This window comes from Streptomyces sp. UC4497 (assembly GCF_054871485.1).
The window spans coordinates 22,627-39,508 of record NZ_JBTYHB010000048.1 but is presented as its reverse complement, the minus strand read 5'-3'; the positions used below and the strand labels follow the sequence as shown (position 1 = coordinate 39,508).

At 71.4% G+C, this 16,882-nt stretch carries 16 protein-coding genes; 9 read left to right on the top strand and 7 right to left on the bottom strand.

The features are described 5' to 3' along the window. Nucleotides 1–26 precede the first annotated feature (26 nt). From ACYSUO_RS38320 to ACYSUO_RS38300, 5 genes are all read left to right on the top strand, one after another. Nucleotides 27–890, top strand: coding sequence for a rhamnogalacturonan acetylesterase (locus ACYSUO_RS38320; RefSeq protein WP_461780828.1), 864 nt, complete (start codon nucleotides 27–29; stop codon nucleotides 888–890). Nucleotides 891–921: 31 nt separating this feature from the next. Then, nucleotides 922–2,235 (top strand): pectate lyase family protein, encoded by a 1,314-nt coding sequence (locus tag ACYSUO_RS38315; RefSeq protein WP_461780827.1) that lies wholly within the window; start codon nucleotides 922–924, stop codon nucleotides 2,233–2,235. A 137-nt stretch (nucleotides 2,236–2,372) separates the two neighbouring features. Next, the gene (locus tag ACYSUO_RS38310; RefSeq protein ID WP_461780826.1) at nucleotides 2,373–3,488 is read left to right on the top strand and encodes a pectinesterase family protein; all 1,116 of its coding nucleotides are present in this window, start codon (nucleotides 2,373–2,375) and stop codon (nucleotides 3,486–3,488) included. Next, nucleotides 3,488–4,513 carry a pectinesterase family protein gene (locus ACYSUO_RS38305; protein WP_461780850.1) on the top strand — a complete coding sequence of 342 codons (1,026 nt, stop codon included), beginning with the start codon at nucleotides 3,488–3,490 and terminating at the stop codon, nucleotides 4,511–4,513. Before ACYSUO_RS38310 ends, ACYSUO_RS38305 begins: the two co-directional genes overlap by 1 nt. Continuing rightward, the gene (locus ACYSUO_RS38300; RefSeq protein ID WP_461780825.1) at nucleotides 4,506–5,711 is read left to right on the top strand and encodes a dienelactone hydrolase family protein; all 1,206 of its coding nucleotides are present in this window, start codon (nucleotides 4,506–4,508) and stop codon (nucleotides 5,709–5,711) included. Before ACYSUO_RS38305 ends, ACYSUO_RS38300 begins: the two co-directional genes overlap by 8 nt. Here the strand turns inward: ACYSUO_RS38300 and ACYSUO_RS38295 are convergent. Continuing rightward, entirely contained in the window at nucleotides 5,683–5,919 is a 237-nt protein-coding gene (locus ACYSUO_RS38295; protein WP_461780824.1) for a hypothetical protein, read from the bottom strand. The genes ACYSUO_RS38300 and ACYSUO_RS38295 overlap by 29 nt on opposite strands. Nucleotides 5,920–6,163: 244 nt before the next feature. Between ACYSUO_RS38295 and ACYSUO_RS38290 the strand changes: the two genes are divergently transcribed. Then, complete coding sequence (locus ACYSUO_RS38290; protein ID WP_461780823.1) at nucleotides 6,164–6,967, top strand: HAD family acid phosphatase; 804 nt, start codon at nucleotides 6,164–6,166, stop codon at nucleotides 6,965–6,967. Between the two features lie 54 nt (nucleotides 6,968–7,021). Here the strand turns inward: ACYSUO_RS38290 and ACYSUO_RS38285 are convergent, their stop codons facing one another. From ACYSUO_RS38285 to ACYSUO_RS38260, 6 genes are all read right to left on the bottom strand, one after another. Then, nucleotides 7,022–7,849 carry a pectate lyase gene (locus ACYSUO_RS38285; protein WP_461780822.1) on the bottom strand — a complete coding sequence of 276 codons (828 nt, stop codon included), beginning with the start codon at nucleotides 7,847–7,849 and terminating at the stop codon, nucleotides 7,022–7,024. Between the two features lie 47 nt (nucleotides 7,850–7,896). Further along, the gene (locus tag ACYSUO_RS38280) at nucleotides 7,897–8,568 is read right to left on the bottom strand and encodes a hypothetical protein (RefSeq protein ID WP_461780821.1); all 672 of its coding nucleotides are present in this window, start codon (nucleotides 8,566–8,568) and stop codon (nucleotides 7,897–7,899) included. Beyond that, nucleotides 8,565–9,152 (bottom strand): SigE family RNA polymerase sigma factor, encoded by a 588-nt coding sequence (locus ACYSUO_RS38275; protein ID WP_461780820.1) that lies wholly within the window; start codon nucleotides 9,150–9,152, stop codon nucleotides 8,565–8,567. The genes ACYSUO_RS38280 and ACYSUO_RS38275 overlap by 4 nt, the downstream gene beginning before the upstream one ends. Nucleotides 9,153–9,286: 134 nt before the next feature. Further along, nucleotides 9,287–10,747, bottom strand: a complete 1,461-nt coding sequence (locus tag ACYSUO_RS38270; RefSeq protein ID WP_461780819.1) for a peptidoglycan D,D-transpeptidase FtsI family protein — start codon at nucleotides 10,745–10,747, stop codon at nucleotides 9,287–9,289. A 118-nt stretch (nucleotides 10,748–10,865) separates the two neighbouring features. Further along, nucleotides 10,866–11,330, bottom strand: coding sequence for a GNAT family N-acetyltransferase (locus ACYSUO_RS38265; protein WP_461780818.1), 465 nt, complete (start codon nucleotides 11,328–11,330; stop codon nucleotides 10,866–10,868). Continuing rightward, the gene (locus ACYSUO_RS38260) at nucleotides 11,330–12,112 is read right to left on the bottom strand and encodes an IclR family transcriptional regulator (protein ID WP_461780817.1); all 783 of its coding nucleotides are present in this window, start codon (nucleotides 12,110–12,112) and stop codon (nucleotides 11,330–11,332) included. Before ACYSUO_RS38260 ends, ACYSUO_RS38265 begins: the two co-directional genes overlap by 1 nt. Before the next feature lie 131 nt (nucleotides 12,113–12,243). On the opposite strand from ACYSUO_RS38260, the gene ACYSUO_RS38255 reads away from it, so the two are divergent. The 3 genes from ACYSUO_RS38255 to ACYSUO_RS38245 all read left to right on the top strand — a co-directional run bounded on the left by ACYSUO_RS38255 (nucleotide 12,244) and on the right by ACYSUO_RS38245 (nucleotide 16,797). Beyond that, entirely contained in the window at nucleotides 12,244–13,776 is a 1,533-nt protein-coding gene (locus ACYSUO_RS38255; protein ID WP_461780816.1) for an aldehyde dehydrogenase (NADP(+)), read from the top strand. A 45-nt stretch (nucleotides 13,777–13,821) separates the two neighbouring features. After that, a complete protein-coding gene (locus tag ACYSUO_RS38250) occupies nucleotides 13,822–14,430 on the top strand; it encodes a DUF1349 domain-containing protein (RefSeq protein WP_461780815.1) in 609 nt (202 codons plus the stop codon). 1,893 nt (nucleotides 14,431–16,323) lie between these two features. Further along, entirely contained in the window at nucleotides 16,324–16,797 is a 474-nt protein-coding gene (locus ACYSUO_RS38245) for a GNAT family N-acetyltransferase (protein ID WP_461780814.1), read from the top strand. Nucleotides 16,798–16,882 lie beyond the last annotated feature (85 nt).

Sequence of the window (16,882 nt, the reverse complement as noted above, 5' to 3'; positions counted from 1 at the left end):
GGCTCCCGCCGCCGACCCCACCACCCATGCCCTGGAAAGGACGGCACATCGACGTGTCGACCACCCCAAGAACCACCCGAAGAGCCACCTTGGCCGCCCTCGCGTCCCTGCCCCTCGCGGCGGCCCTCGCGTCTCCCGCGCCGGCGGCCACCGCACGGCACGACCGGCGGACCCTCTTCATCGCGGGCGACTCCACCGCCGCCCAGAAGTACCTCGACGCCAAGCCCGAGACCGGCTGGGGCATGGCCCTCCCGTTCTTCCTCTCCGACCGCGTCCGGGTCGCCAACCACGCGGTCAACGGTCGCAGTTCGAAGAGCTTCGTCGACGAGGGCCGCCTGGACACGATCCTCGCCGCGATCCGCCCCGGCGACCTCCTCCTGATCCAGTTCGCGCACAACGACGAGAAGAGCGCCGACCCCACGCGCTACACCGAGCCCTGGTCGACGTACCAGGAGCATCTGAAGCTGTACGTCGACGGGGCACGGGCCAGGGGTGCCCGCCCGGTACTCGCCACCGCCGTCGAGCGCAGAAAGTTCGACGCGAGCGGCAACTCCCTGCCCACCCACGGCGACTACCCGGCGGCGATGCGCGCCCTCGCCGAACAGGAGGGCGTCGCGCTGCTCGACATCCAGGCGCTGTCCCTCGCCCTGTGGCGCAAGCTCGGCGTCGAGGACACGAAGACGTACTTCAACTGGACCGCGACCGAGCAGGACAACACGCACTTCAACCCGCCGGGCGCGATCGCGGTGGCCCGTCTCGTCGCCACCGAGCTGCTCGACCGCAAGGTGCTCGCACCCCGCGACGTGCGCCGCGTCGGAGACGAGATCGACGAGCTGGACCCGGCGTGGCCCTCGCGCCTGTCCTGGCTCGCCGGAACCACCCCCGCCTGACTTCCCTCAACCAGTGCGCCAGGAGCCGTAGATGAGATCCAGCAAGAAATACGCGTTCGTCGCAGCCGGTGTCGCCGGCTGCACCGCCGCCGTCCTCGCCATGACCGGCACGGTCGCCTCCGCGGGCGCCGCCGAGCCCCACGGGCATGGCCGCGACCTCGCCCGGCAGACCCTCGCGAAGGGCGACGGCTGGGGCTCGGCCACCACCGGCACCACGGGCGGCGCCACCGCCGACGCCGCGCACGTCTACACCGTCACCACCTGGGCCGAGCTGAAGAAGGCCTTCGCCGACGGCGGCACCGCGCCGAAGATCATCAAGGTCAGGGGCACCCTCGACGCGGACGGCGCCACCTGCGCGGACTTCGCCGCCGACGGCTACGACTTCGACAAGTACCTCGCCGATTACGACCCGGCCACCTGGGGCTACGACAAGGAGGTGACCGGCGAGCAGGAGGACCTGCGCGCCGCGTCGGCCGCCGCCCAGGCCAAGGCCATCAAGGCGAACGTCCCCGCCAACACCACGATCATCGGCGTCGGCAAAAACCCCGGCATCGTCGGCGGCAGCCTCCAGATCAACGGCGTCGACAACGTCATCGTGCGCGGCCTCACCCTGGAGTCCCCGCTCGACTGCTTCCCGCAGTGGGACCCGACGGACGGCGACACCGGCAACTGGAACTCCGAGTACGACGCGGCCGTCGTCTACAACTCCACGCACGTCTGGCTGGACCACAACGAGTTCACCGACGGCGACCACCCGGACTCCACGCTGCCCAGCTACTACGGCCGCATCTACCAGCAGCACGACGGCGAGCTCGACATCGTCAAGGGCGCGGATTACGTGACCGCGTCCTGGAACGTCTTCGCCGATCACGACAAGACCCTGATGATCGGCAACAGCGACGGCGCGGCCGCCACGGACCGCGGCAAGCTGCGCGTGACGCTGCACCACAACCTCTTCAAGAACCTCGTCGAGCGGGCCCCGCGCGTGAGGTTCGGGCAGGTCGACGTCTACAACAACTCGTTCGTGGGCAACGCCGATTACTCCTACTCGTTCGGCATCGGCTTCGAGTCGCAGCTCTACGCGGAGAAGAACGCGTTCACGCTGCCGAAGGGGACCGGGGCGGGAGCCGTCCTGCACCGCTGGAACGACTATCCGGTGACGGCGACCGGCAACCAGGTCAACGGGAAGACGGTCGACCTGGTAGCCGCGTACAACGCCGAAAACACGGCCACCCCGCTCCGCGAGGGCGCGGGCTGGAAGCCGACCCTGCGACGCGACGTCGACCCGGTGAAGTCGGTGCCGCGGGTCGTGGCACGGGACGCGGGCCCGAAGAGCCTCGGATAGCCCGGGCACTCCACATCCCAGCAAGTCTCGGCGGCAGTCGAGTCAAATCAAGCCCCGCCGGCGATTGAGGCGCGGGGTCCGGGGCAGAGCCCCGCGACGTGTGCCCGGTCGCCGGCCCCCTTCCCAGGAGCCGCACCATGCCCACCCGCCTCGGCAGACGAAGCTTCATCGCCGGCGCGGCGCTCGCCCTGAGCGCCACCGCCACCCCGGCCCAGGCCGCCCCGACCCACCGGCACCCCTTCGGCCGCTACGGCTCACCGAGGGCCCGCCTCACCCCGACCACCCTCTACGTCCACCCCGACGGCGCCGGCGACCACCGCACCGTCCAAGCCGCCGCCTCCGCCGCAACGGACCCCGGCCACACCCTCGTCATCGCCCCCGGCACCTACCGGGAAACGGTCACCGCCCCGGCCACGGCCACCGGCACGACCTGGATCGGCGCCTCGGGCGACCCCCGCGACACGGTCATCGTGTACGACAACGCCGCCGGCACCCCGAAGCCCGACGGCTCCGGCACGTACGGCACCACCGGCAGCGCCACCGTCACCCTGCGCCCCGACGGCTTCACCGCGCACCACCTCACCTTCGCCAACGACTGGCTGCGCGCGGACCACCCGGAGATCACAGGCACGCAGGCCGTCGCGGTCAAGGTCATGGGCGACCGCTCGGCATTCTTCACGTGCCGCTTCCTCGGCCACCAGGACACCCTGTATGCCGACTCGACCGCGCTCGCCGCCTTCGCCCGCCAGTACTTCCGTGACTGCTACGTCGAGGGCGACGTCGACTTCGTCTTCGGGCGCGGCACGGCGGTCTTCGAGCGCTGCCACTTCCGGACGCTCGACCGCACAGACCTGGCCTCGGCGCCGTACGGCTTCGTGTTCGCGCCGTCCACGGTGGGCGCCAACCCGCGCGGCTTCCTGGTGAGCCGCGCCCGGATCGACTCCACGGCCCCGGACGCGTACTACAAGCTGGCCCGCCCCTGGGTACCGAGCTCCGACACGACGGCCAGGCCCGCCCTCGTCGTCCGCGAATCCCGCCTCGGCCGCGGCATCGACGCGGCGGCGCCCTACGCCAACATGTCGGACAGCTACCCCTGGCAGAACCAGCGCTTCGCGGAGTACCGCAACGTCGGCCCCGGCGCCGAGGTGTCCGTACCGGAGAACCGGCCCCAACTCACCCGCGCACAAGCCGAGTCGGCAACCCGCTCCGCCTACCTCGGTGACTGGAAGCCGGGGGAGGGGACGCGCCGATGATGCGTCGCCGTACGCTGCTCGCCGCGGCCTCGGGCGCCCTCGCCGCGTCCACCGTCGCCGCCGCCCGGCCCCGCCCGCGCACGCTCCACGTCAGGCCCGGCGACTCGGTGCAGGCGGCCGTGGCGGCGGTAGACGGGCCGGGTCGCACCGTCGTCGTACACCCGGGAACGTACCGCGAGGTCGTCCAAGTCCCGCACACCGCAGTCGACTTGACGATTCGCGGCGTGCCGGGCGCCGACCCCCGCGACACCGTCATCGTGTACGACAACGCCAACGGCACGCAGAAGCCCGACGGCTCCGGCACCTACGGCACCGCCGGCTCCGCCACCTTCACCTCCGCCGCGCCCGGTCTCACCGTCCGCGGCCTCACCCTCGCCAACGACTGGCTGCGCGCCGACCACCCGGAGATCACAGGGACCCAGGCCGTCGCCGCGTACGTGACCGGCGACCGGACTCTCTTCGAGGGCGTCCGCCTCCTCGGGCACCAGGACACCCTCTTCGCCGACACGACCACCCTCGACGCCTTTGACCGGCAGTACTTCCGCGACTGCTACGTCGAAGGAGACGTCGACTTCGTCTTCGGGCGCGGCACCGCGGTCTTCGAGCGCTGCCACTTCCGCACCCTCGCGCGCGACGTCGACTTCACCCCGAAGGGCATGGTCTTCGCCCCGGCCACGGCCCGCGCCAACCCGCACGGATTCCTGGCCGTGCGCTGCCGGTTCACCTCCGGGGCCGAGGACGCCGCGTACAAACTGGCCCGCCCCTGGGTCCCTTCGTACGAGACGACGGCCTGGCCGTCCCTCGTCGTACGGGACTCGTGGATCGGCCCCGGTATCGACCCGGTCACGCCGTACACCAACATGCGGGACGCCTATCCATGGCAGACCATGCGTTTCGCGGAGTACGCCAACTCCGGCCCCGGATCCGCGATTTCGGTGCCGGAGAACCGGCCGCAGCTGAGCGCGGCGGGTGCCGCCTCGCACACCCGGAAGACCTACCTCGGTGACTGGAGGCCGTATGCGTGAGGTTCCGATGGGGCGTCGCCGGTTCGTGACCGGGGCCGCCGCGGCGACGCTCGCCACCACCGCAGGAGTGGGCGGAGCGGGTGAGGCGCACGCCGCCGAGCTGGTCGGCGGCAACCTGCCCGACTTCCACCCGCTCCTCAAGCGCGAGCTCGACTTCCCGCTGGCGTGGGGGCGTTCACCGGTCCGGGACTTCGGGTCGTGGCGGCGGGCCGCCCGCGCCCAGGTCGAGGAACTGCTCCTCGTCGACCGGCAGGACGACGTTCCGTACGCGCCGCACTTCGGCGAGGCCTCTCAAGGTGACGGCTACACCCGCCAGTTGGTCGACGTCTCCCTCACCCGCTACGAACGGGTGCGGGGCGCCCTGCTCACCCCCGACGGCTCCGGCCCCCACCCGGCCGTGCTGCTCCTGCACGACCACGGCGCCAAGTTCGACATCGGAAAGGAGAAGTTCGTCCGCCCCTGGTACGACGACACCCGCCTCGCCTCCGCGCAGGTCTGGGCCGAGAAGTACTTCACCGGCCGCTTCGTCGGCGACGAACTGGCCCGCCGCGGTTACGTGGTGCTCTGCCTCGACGCGTACGGCTGGGGAGACCGCGGACCCGTCACGTATGAGGAACAGCAGGCGCTGGCGAGCAACTTCTACAACCTGGGCTCGTCGCTCGCCGGACTCATGGCCCGCGAGGACGCCCGCGCCGCCGGCTTCCTCGCGGGGCTCGACCGCGTCGACCGGCGCCGCGTCGCCGCCGTCGGCTTCTCCATGGGCGGCTACCGCGCCTGGCAGACGGCCGCGCTCAGCGACGCCGTCGCGGCCGCCGTGAGCGTGTGCTGGATGACCGGCCTCAAGGAAATGATGGTGCCCGGCAACAACACGCTGCGCGGCCAGTCCGCGTACTACATGCTCCACCCGGGGCTCGCCCGGCACCTCGACATCCCCGACGTCGCGAGCATCGCCGCGCCCCGGCCGATGTACTTCCTCGACGGCGCGGACGACACGCTCTTCACCGCCGAGGGCGTCGAGGCGGCGTACGCCCGGATGCGCGCCGTGTGGCGCTCCCGGCGCGCGGGCGACCGGCTGCGGACGGAGACGTGGCCGGGGCTCGGACACGTCTTCGTGGAGCCGATGCAGGACGCGGTCATCGGCTGGCTCGACGACGTGTTGCAGACGTCGGTCAGCCGAGGTGCCACAACGCGTAGGTGACGAACAGCAGCACCAGGCCCGCGAGGGTCAATGCGGCGCCCAGGAGCCGCAGGTAGCCCACCGGGGCCAGGCCTCGGACGTCGAACGCCCAGCTCAGGCCGGCCGTCATGGCGATGACGCCGCCCACGGCGAAGAGGCCGAGGAGGACCGGCGATGTGGCGCGGTCGCCGGCGGCGAGGGGGAGAAGACTCGTCGGGGTCACGGTCACGGTGGGAGCCTGCATTCTGTGGGTCGAAGCGCTTCCCCCGACCCTAGAAGGGGCCCCTTCAAGGCACGGTCAACAAGGCGCCATGCGGGAGCAATGGTGCGGCCATATCGGCGTCGGGTATCGATCGGGTAAAGCCGGTCGCGGGACTCATGTGATGCGCGTAGACATGCATCCACCTGCACGGAGTCCCCCCGACCCCGACGGCTTCCACAGCCGTCACGGCCAGAATTGGATCACGTCACCGATGCGTAAGCGCCATCTCGCCGCCGCCACAGCGACGGTCGCTTCCCTCGTACTCGCCGGCGTCGTCACCGCCGGCTCCGCCGACGCGGGCGGAGCGAACTCCGCGAACGACAAGACCACCGCGGAGCCGCACAACATCGGCCTGCTCACCAAGGAGATCGACTCCTACTACGGCGCGAAGCAGGACGCCGACGGCGTCTGGCAGGCCTCGCCCGACAGCCCGTACGCCCAGGACCTCGTCCGCATCGAGAAGGGCGCGAAGCGGCAGATCGCCGCGGCGGCGAAGAAGCACCACGGCAAGGGCGACAAGCCCGCGATCGTCTTCGACATCGACGACACGCTGCTGCTCAGCCTCGACTACGAGAAGAAGACCAACTACATCTACAACGACGCCAGTTGGAAGGAGTACGTGGGCAAGGCGGATCGCCCCGCCGTCTTCGGTACGCCCGCGCTCATCCGCTATGCCGAGTCCAAGGGCGTCGAGGTCTTCTACAACTCGGGGCTCGGTGAGACTCAGCGCTCCGCCGCCGTGGAGAACCTGAAGAAGGTCGGCATCGACGTCAACCTCGACGCCGACCACGTCTTCCTCAAGGACAAGGCCGACCCGCCCGCGTACCTGGCCGACTGCGCCACGGCCGCCGCCTGGAACTGCACGACGGTGCAGTACAAGTCGGGGACGCGGAAGCACATCGAGTCCCGTGGCTACGACATCGTCGGCAACTTCGGCGACCAGTACTCGGACCTCGAGGGCGGCTACGCGGACAAGACGTACAAGCTCCCGAACCCGACGTACTACGTGGGCTGACGCCGGTGGTGCGGTGGGACGCGGCCGTGGGCGACCGCGTCCCACCGGGCTTGGCTAGTCGTACGTCAGGTCGGAGGCCGTGTACCGGCAGTACGTGCCGTCGGGGCCGCTGCCCAGCTCCTTGGGTTCGGCGCCGGTGTTGTTGCCCTCGTACCGGATGCACGGCTTGATCTTCTTGCTGCTGTCGCCGTGGATGCGCACGTTGCGCAGGGCCGCAGTGTCGCCGTAGTTCGAGTTGATGCCGACGAGCGACTTGCCCGGCGCCGTCACGTCGACGTCGTTGATGGTGATGTTGCGGTTCTTGTACTGCGTCGAGCAGTTGCCGCAGGAGCGGACCAGCTTGCCGAAGTCGGAGACCTGGAACTTGGTGACGACGAGCTTGCCGGCGCCGTTGAACTGGAACACCTTGTCGTCGGCCTTCTTCGCGCCGCCTCCGTACACCGTGTAGACGGAAGCCGACGACTTGCCCTTGAAAGTGGCCGCGTCCTCGCCGACGTCCTCCCACCACACGTTCTGGAGCGTGCAACTGCCCGCGCAGTGCACGCCGTCGGCGGCCGGGGAGCCGATGATCACGTTCTTGAGGGTGGCGCCGTCCTTCAGGTTGAAGATCGGGTCCTGGCCCTCTTCCTGTCCGTCGCCGCCGAGGTCCCCGGAGCCGTAGTGGCGCTTGAGCCCGCCGTCGTACGTGCCCGAGACGGAGATCGAGCTGCTGACGGCCTTCGTGCCGGTGGGCGTCGGCCAGGCGGCAGCGGCCCCGGCCGTGCCGAGCATGCCGCTCGCCATGAGGGCGCCCCCGGTGAGCGTGAGCGCGCCGAGCCCTCCGAGCAGCGCTCTGCGACGGGTGGTGCGGCGGCGGTGTGAGTGTCGTGTTGTGTTGTTCATGCCCTTCAGTGGTCACCGACCGCGGAAGGGTTGCCGCCACTTCACTTCTAGGCGAAGTCGCCGTCCACGGAGACCCGTTGACCGTCCTGCGTCCGCCCGGTCACGACGTAGTCGTCCGCGCCCGCGTCCCGACCGCCCTCGGCGTGGTTGTACTGACCGGCGAACACGTGCTCACCCACCGGCACGGAACGCCCCGGCCTCAGCACCCACCGGTACACGAGGAACCCGTCCCGCTCGGTGACGGACTCCGTGAAGTCGTCGGCGGGCAGGGAGCGCCAGTGGCCCGTGCTGTTGACCTTCCCGGTCTGCGCCACCCGCAACTCGACCGTGACAGCGGTGAGTCGGCTCTTTGTCTTGAACGTGACGTTGGACTGCGCCCAGTAGGCGTTGGAGCCGGGGTCCACCGAACCGTCCGCCCACAGCGGGTTTCCGCCCTGCGGCGGCGTCTGCGCCGGTGACACGGCGACCTGCTGCTGCCGCGGCGCAGGATCGGGGCGCAGCGCGGAGCCGACCGCGAAGCCGCCCACGGCGAGCGCCCCCACGACCCCCGCGGTGATCCCGGCGATCCGCACCCAGCCCACCGCGGGCCGCCGCTCGGACTCGTCCGCGGCGGGGCGCTCGTGCATGCCGCGCTCGACGCGGGCGAGCATCCGCGCACGGTCGGGACGGTGTGCGTCGGCAGCCTCGCGCAGCTGCTGCCGGAGGTGCTCCTCGCTCATCCGCGCCCTCCTTCCGTGGCATCGAGTGCGGCGCCGACCGAGCGTACGCGCCCGGGCGTCCGGCCGTCCGACTCGCCCTGTCCCAGCCGTCGTTCCAGCTCGGCCATGCCCTTCGAGGTCTGGCTCTTCACCGTACCGACCGACACGCCGAGCGTGAGCGCGGTGTCCTTCTCCGACAGGTCGAAGGCGTGCCGGAGCACCACGCAGGCCCGCTTGCGGAACGGGAGTTCGCGCAGCGCGCCCTGCACGTCGACGACCGCCGGCACGTCGGGCCCGTCGGTGCGGTCCTGGCGGCCGGACCAGAAGAGGGCCACGCGCCGCCGCTCGCGCACCGCGCTGCGGATCCGGGTGCGCGCGAGATTGGCGACGACGCCGCGCGCGTACGCGACCGGGTGCTCGGCGTCCCGCACCCGGTCCCAGCGGTGCCAGAGCGCGAGCAGGGCGTCCGCCGCGAGGTCGTCCGCGGCATCCGCCTCTCCCGTCAACAGGTGGGCGAGGCGGGCGAGTTCACGGTGGTGCCGTTCGAAGAAGGCATGAAACTCGGCGGAAGCGGAATCGTCCCGGGTGTCCACAACCGTGCTCACGCGATCCCTCCCTCACAGTGGCGGCCCGATGGGGGAGGCGTGAGCGTACCAGCGTTGTGTACGACGCACCGAAGGGTGTCCGTGATACCGGACACCCTTCGGTGGAACTGTGATTGAGGAAGCGTCAGTCGGCGTCAGTCCTTGAGTGCCGCCTGCATCATCGCCTTGGCGACAGGACCCGCGAGGCCGCTGCCGCTGACCTCGGAGCGGGCCGCGTCCGACTGCTCGACGAGCACCGCCACGGCGACCTGCTTGCCGGTCGAGTCGTCCTTCGCGTAGGAGGTGAACCAGGCGTACGGCGTCTCGCTGTTGTTCTCGCCGTGCTGCGCCGTACCGGTCTTGCCGCCGACCGTCGCGCCGTCCATCTGCGCGACCGTGGCGGTGCCCTTGGAGACCACGGTCTGCATCGCGGACTGCAGCTGCGAGGCGGTCGACTCGCTGATCACGCGGGTGTCCTCGCCGTCCTCGAAGGACTTGACCGCGTCGCCGTCGGCGTCCGTGACCTGCGACACCATGTGCGGGGACGCCTGCTCGCCGCCGTTGGCGATGGTCGCGGAGACCATCGCGATCTGCAGCGGCGTGGCCGTCACGTCGAACTGGCCGATGCCGGACAGGGCCGTCTGCGCGTCGTCCATCTTCGACGGGTAGTTGCTCTTGGCGGCCCGCACCGGGACGTCCTTCTTCTCGTCGTTGAAGCCGAACTTCTCGGCCATCGCCCTGACCTTGTCCTGGCCCAGTTCGGCGGCGAGCTTTCCGAAGACGGTGTTGCAGGAGTACTGCAGCGCCGTGCGGACCGAGGCGTCCTCACAGGGCATCGAGGTGGTCTCGTTCTTCAGGTACGTGTTCGTACCGGGCAGCTTGTACGGGTTCGGCGTGTCCGTCTTCTGGTCGATCGACGAGACCAGGCCGTCCTCGAGCGCCGCCGCGGCGACCACCAGCTTGAACGTCGAACCGGGCGGCAGCGCCTGCTTGAGCGCCCGGTTCGTGGTCGGCGATTCCTTGTCCTTGGCGAGCTTCTTCCACGCCGCGGCGTCCGAGGAACCGGAGCCGCTGATCTTCGACGGGTCGAAGGAGGGCGTCGACACCATGCCGAGGATCTTGCCGGAGTCCGGGTCGATGGCGACGGCGGCGCCCTTCTTGTCGCCGAGCGCGCTGTACGCGGCCTTCTGCACGCCCGGATCGATCGTCGTGATCACGTCGCCGGGGTCGCTGCTCTTGCCGGTGAGCGTGTCCAGCGGACTCTTCAGCTGCGTGTCGGTGCCGTCGAGCACGCCCTGGTAGATCCCCTCGAGCTGGGTGGCCCCGTACACCTGCGAGGTGTAGCCGGTCACCGCCGAGTACAGCGAACCGTCCGTGTAGGTCCGCTTGTACTTCAGGTCGCTGGAGTCGCCCGTCTTCGTCGAGCCGGTCACCGCCTTTCCGCCCACGATGATGTCGCCGAGCGGATTCGCGTACTGCGAGATCGTCTTCCGTCGGTTGTCGTCGCTGTTGGCGAGGGCCTGGCCGTCGTAGAACTGCACCCAGGTCGCCCTGACGAGCAGGGCGAACACGAGGAGCAGTGTGAAGACGGAGGCGCGCCTGATCGTCTTGTTCATCGCGTACGAAAAGACGAGTGGACCGGCGCGATTCGTTCCTGCCCGTGCGATTTCTCACCGTACGTTCATGTGGGAACCGGCCGGGTCAGTCATGTGGGGAACGGGGTGGCCGGCCCGGTCAGCCGAGCCGCAGCACGACCTCGTCGATCTCCTCGCCCCGCGCGTGCGCGAAGCCCCGGTCGTGCCCGGTGACGACGAACCCGCACTTCTCCAGGACGCGGATCGAGCCCTTGTTGTCGGCGGCGGCACGGGCGTGCAGGGGACGCTCGGTGACCTCCGCGAGCAGCGCCCGCAGCGCCGCCGTCGCCACGCCGCGGCCCCAGTGCGCGCGGTCGATCCAGTACGTGACCTCCAGCTCGCCGGGTTCGCCGTAGACCGCCGCGCTGCCGGCCACGTCGCCGTCGAGCAGCACGGTCCGTACGACGTACTGCTCGCGGATCCGGTGCCAGTGCGCCTCGAACAGGTCCCACTCCGCCGACTTCGGCGAGACGAACGCGGCCGCGTGCATCGACTCGGGGTCGTTGTGCTGACGGAAGAGGGCCGGCAGGTCGCCGGGGAGGACGGGGCGCAGGGTCAGATCCATCAGAGCCTCCGCGTCGCGAGGGTCAGCCGGTCGCGGGCGTCGAACAGCGCGTCCTTGACCATCTGCTCGTGGGCGGGCGTGAGCCGCGCCACCGGGACCGAGCAGGAGATCGCGTCACGGGCCGGGGTGCGGTACGGGATCGCCACGCCGAAGCAGCGCAGGCCCAGCGTGTTCTCCTCGCGGTCGACCGCGAAGCCCTGCTCCCGGATCTGGTTCAGCTCCTCGATGAGCTTCTCGCGGTCGGTGATCGTGTGCTCGGTCAGCGACGGGAGCGTCTCCGGGAGCAGCTTGCGGACCTGCTCGTCGGTGTGGGTGGCGAGCAGCGCCTTGCCGAGCGACGTGGAGTGCGCGGGCAGCCGGCGGCCGACGCGGGTGAAGGGGCGCAGGTAGTGCTGCGACTGGCGGGTGGCGAGGTAGACGACGTTCGTACCGTCGAGCCGGGCCAGGTGGATGGTCTCCGTCGTGTCGTCGGAGAGGCGGTCGAGGGTGGGGCGGGCCGACGCCACGACCTCGTCGCCGTCGATGTACGAGGTGCCGACGAGGAGGGCGCGGACACCGATGCCGTACCGCGTACCGGTCGCGTCCGTCTCCACCCAGCCGAGGTCGACGAGCGTGCGCAGCAGCATGTAGAGGCTGGACTTCGGGTACCCGACGGCCTCCTGGACCGCGGCCAGGGAGTGCATCCCGGGTCGGCCCGCGAAGTATTCGAGCAATTCCACGGTCCGCACCGCGGACTTGACCTGTCCGCCGCCTGCCGCGGCCCCCGTCTCGTCTGCCGACATCGCCCTTGACCCCTTCGTTCGACGAGAAATAGTCTCGGTGAGTAGTTCATCATCAGAGACAGCGTTCAGTATATCGAACGATCCTCGTTGCTCACCCTGGTGCGCGGCGAGAAAAGCTGGAGGAATGTGCCGTGGCAGCAACACCAGTCTGGAGTGTCGACCCCCGAACCGGGAAGCAGCGGGAGCAGGTCGCGGACGAGGCCACGGCGCAGGAAGTGGACGAGGCGGTGCGCGCCGCGCAGGCCGCCCGCTCCGCCCTCGCCGACCGCGCCGTCCGTGCCGCGTTCCTGCGCACCGCGGCCGACCGCCTGGAAGAGGCCAAGGACCACCTCGTCGAGGCGGCGGACGCGGAGACCGCGCTCGGCCCGGTCCGGCTCACCGGCGAACTCGCCCGCAGCTGCTTCCAGTTGAGGAAGTTCGCGGACATCGTCGACGAGGGCGCCTTCCTCGGCGTCGTCATCGACCACCCGGACGACACGGCGACGCCGCCCATCCCGGACCTGCGCCGCTACAAGATCCCGCTGGGCGTCGTCGCCGTCTACGCGGCCTCGAACTTCCCGTTCGCCTTCTCCGTGCCCGGCGGTGACACGGCGAGCGCCCTCGCGGCCGGCTGCCCGGTCGTCGTCAAGGCGCACCCCGACCACCCGGCCACCTCCGAGCTGGTCGCCGCCACCATCCGGCGGGCCGCGGCCGAGCACAGCATCCCGGAGGGCGTGCTCGGCCTCGTGCACGGCTTCGACGCGGGCGTCGAGCTGGTCAAGCACCCGCTGGTGTCCGCGGCCGGCTTCACCGGTTCCGTACGCGGCGGGCGCGCGCTCTTCGACGCCGCTTCCTCGCGGCCGGTGCCGATCCCGTTCCACGGTGAGCTGGGCTCGCTGAACCCGGTCGTGATCACCGAGGCCGCGGCCGCCGAGCGCGCCGACCAGATCGGCACGGGGCTCGCCGGTTCGATGACGCTGGGCGTCGGCCAGTTCTGCGTGAAGCCGGGTCTCGTCTTCGCGCCGAAGGGCGAGGCGGGCGACACGCTCGTCAAGTCCCTCACGGCCGCCGTCAGCGACACCGCCTCCGGCGTGCTGCTCGACCACCGCATGCGCGACAACTTCATCGCCGGTGTCGCCGAGCGGGCGCAGCTCCCGGACGTGGACGCCCCGGTGACGCCCGGCGCGGGCAGCGAGCACACGGTGGCGCCCGGCTTCCTCACGGTTCCGGCCACGCGCCTCGCGACCGAGGGCGGCGCGCACGACCTCCTCCTGGAGGAGTGCTTCGGCCCGGTCACGGTCGTCGCCCGCTACGAGACGGCCGACGAGATCACGGCGGTCCTGAACCGTCTCCCCGGCAACCTGACGGCCACCGTCCAGCTGTCCTCGTCCGAGGCCGCCGGTGAGGGCCGCGGCGCGGAGATCCTCGCCGAGCTGACGCCCATCGCGGGCCGCGTCCTCGTCAACGGCTGGCCGACCGGTGTCGCGGTCGCGCCCGCGCAGCACCACGGCGGCCCGTACCCGGCGACGACGTCGACGTCCACGTCGGTGGGCGGCACCGCGATCGAGCGCTGGCTGCGCCCGGTCTCGTACCAGACGACGCCGGAGGCGCTCCTGCCGCAGGAGCTGCGCGACGACAACCCGCTGGGGCTGCCGCGCCGCTTCAACGGCCGCCTGGAGAACTGAGGCGCTGACCGGACGGGGCCTGCGGGCCCCTGCGAGACTGACGGCATGGATCTCGAAATACCGCCCCTGCCCTACCCGTTGCGCACGTACGGTCCCGACGGCCACTGGTCGTACGAGGACGGGGTGCTCACCGGGTGGGCGGGGCCCCGCCAGGACCGCTTCGTGCCGCCGACGGGGTCCTCGCTCGAACCGGCGTCGGACGCGCCGCGGCTCCTCGGGGCTCCCGACGGGGACTTCCAGCTGATCGCCCGCGTCACGGTCGGCTTCGCGGCGGCCTTCGACGCGGGGGTGCTCTACGTTCACGTGGGGGACCGGGAGTGGGCGAAGCTCTGCTTCGAGCGGTCCCCGGACGAGCCCACCATCTGTACGGTCGTGACCCGCGGTCACTCCGACGACGCGAACGCCTTCGTGGTGCCGGGCTCCTCGGTCTGGCTCCGCGTCAGCCGCACGGGCTCGGCCTTCGCGTTCCACGCCTCGACCGACGGTTCGACGTGGACGTTCATCCGCATCTTCTCCCTGGGCGACGAAAAGTCCGCGTCGGCCGCCCTGGTCGGCTTCCTGGCGCAGTCCCCGGTGGGCGAGGGCTGCGTGGTCACGTACGACCACATCGAGTACAGGCCTACGTGGCCGAGGGGTCTGCGGGACGGTTCCTGACGGGGGCCTGTGCGGCGGGCGGGGTGGTGTGGTGGCGCCCGGTGGGGGTGGCCCACGCCGTCGGCCTCGGTCGGCTATCTGGCGGGGCGGCCAAGGTCGTCGGCCTGGCCCGGCTACCCGCTTGGGGCGCCTGATGCCGTTGGCCTCCACCGGCTACCGGGTGTGGTGGTCGACGCCGTTGGCCTCGCCCGGTTATCCGCTTGAAGTGGCCAAGGCCGACGATCTCGCCCGGCTATCCGCTTGAGGTAGCCGAGGCCGATGGTCTCGACCGGCTATCCGCTTGAGGTGGCCGATGCCCCCGGCTTGGTGCGGTTACCCGCTTGAGGCAGCCGACGACCGTGTCCCGCTCGACCTGCACCGGCCCAGCCCCGGGCCCGGCCTCAGCCCCAGCCCCAGTCTCCGTGCCTCGCCCATCTCCCACCCTCCCGCCCCCTCCGGGGGCTTGGGCCCGGATGGGCTCGGCCCGGATAGGTTCGGGCCCCCGGGCCTCCGGGCTCCAGGGTCCCCGCGGGCCCGGGTGGTCCGGGCCCGGGGCCTGGCGCGGACGCCGTCCCAGATGGGCGACGGCCCCGGCTGACCGCCCTGGGGTGACTGCCCATCCCGACCGAGCATCCTGCTCAACATCCCGCGGCCTGCGGCTTGGCTCGGCCCGGATACGTTCGGCCCCGGGGCCCCGTGGGCCCGGGGTCTGGCGTGGACGCTGTTTCAGATGGGCGACGGCCCCGGCCGACCACCCTGGGGCGAGGGCCCACCCCGGCCGGGGATCCGCCTCGCAGGCTTGCGTGGCCTGGGGTTTGGCTCGGCCCGGTTCCCGGTCCTCGCTCATCTCCCACCCTCCCGCCCCCTCCGGGGGCTTCGGTCCGGGTGGGCACGCTCCGGATGGGGTCGGTCCCCGGGGGGCCGGGCCGGGGCCTGGCGCGGACGTCGTTTCAGATGGGCGACGGCATCGGCCCGACCATCCCGGGGCGAGGGCCCGCCCCGACCGGGGATCCGCCTCGCAGCCTCGCGTGGCCTGCGGTTTGGCTCGGCCCGGCACGCTCCTGGCTCACCTTCCATCCACCCTCCCCCTCCAGGGGCTTCGGCTCCGCGGGGTCGCCCTGGATGGGGGGCTGAGGCGGATGGGGGCGGGCCCGGTTGGTCCTGGCCGTTGCTTGCTGTGGCTGCCAGCTCGATGTGCCGACGGTCCCGGCCTCGCGAGGCCGGACGCCACGGGCAACGAGGGCACTCGCGGACCCACTCAAGGGCACGATGCCGGTCCCCCTCGGCCGTGGGCGACAGCCTCACTGACTGCCCACCCCGCCCGGTCACCCCTTGGGGCTGTGGATCGGCCTGGTTCCCCTCCTCGCTCTGGGGCTTCGGCCCCGCCGCGGGGTACCCGTTTTAGGTAGCCGGCGGCCCCCGGCGAGTGGCCGTGGCGTGGGTGACGGGCGGGGAGCCGCGTCGTCGCGCTTCGGCCGGGGCCGCCGGGCCCGCGCACTCCGACCGAAGCCCCCGGAGGGGGCGGGTGGGTGGGAGATGGGCGAGGAAGGGAGCGGAGGACGGACGGAGCGCACGACCGGGACGGCAATCGCACGTTGCCGTGAGCCGTCTGCCGGTCGGTACCGCTTGCCGATCGTGACGGCAGGCCCCCCGCGCCTCGCCCTACCTGGGCGATCTCCCGCTCTACCTGGGCAACAGACCCTCGCCCGGCCTAGGCAACGGACCCCCGCCCTACCTGGGCAACAGGCCCCCGCCTCGTAACGTAGAGGCACCCCCAGGACTGGTCAGGCCCCCGCCTCCGGCCTTACCCCCAACGGCCGGACGGCCCCCGTCACCCCGCCCACCCGCACAAAACACGCCGTCCACCCCCACCCCGGTGAAACCCCGACGGCGTCGGCCCGCGTCCTTCGGAGCATGATCCGTACCGCCGTACCCGCCGACGCCCCCGTTCTCGCCGCCCTGCACCGCAGAGCCCGTGCCACGTACTACCAGGAGGGGTTCCCGGATGAGGGGGATCCGGGCGCGTGGGTCGAGCGGTGGGCGGTGGCCATAGGCCGGCCGCACGGGCACGTACTCGTCTGTGTCAGGGACGGCGTCGTCGTCGGGCTCGCCTCCTTCCGGCGGCCCGACGAGGCCCCGGCCGACACGGCCGTGCTGTACCAGTTCCAGGTCGACCCCGACCACTGGCGCCGCGGCATCGGCACGGAGCTGCACGCCGCCTGCGTCGAGCAGTGGCGGGTCGACGACGTCGCCGAGGTCCACCTCATCGTGCACGGGGACAACACCCGCGCCCAGGCCTTCTACGCCCGGCACGGCTGGGTCGACGAGGGCCCGGAGAGCGGCGGGAGCACACACCGCCGGATGCGGCTCACACTCGGCAGGGAATGAGCGGAGGGCCCATCCGGTTGTAGCGGAACGTAGGGGAACCCTCCTGCACCAGGACCCGCCCAGCCTTAGCCCCCTCCGTAACCCG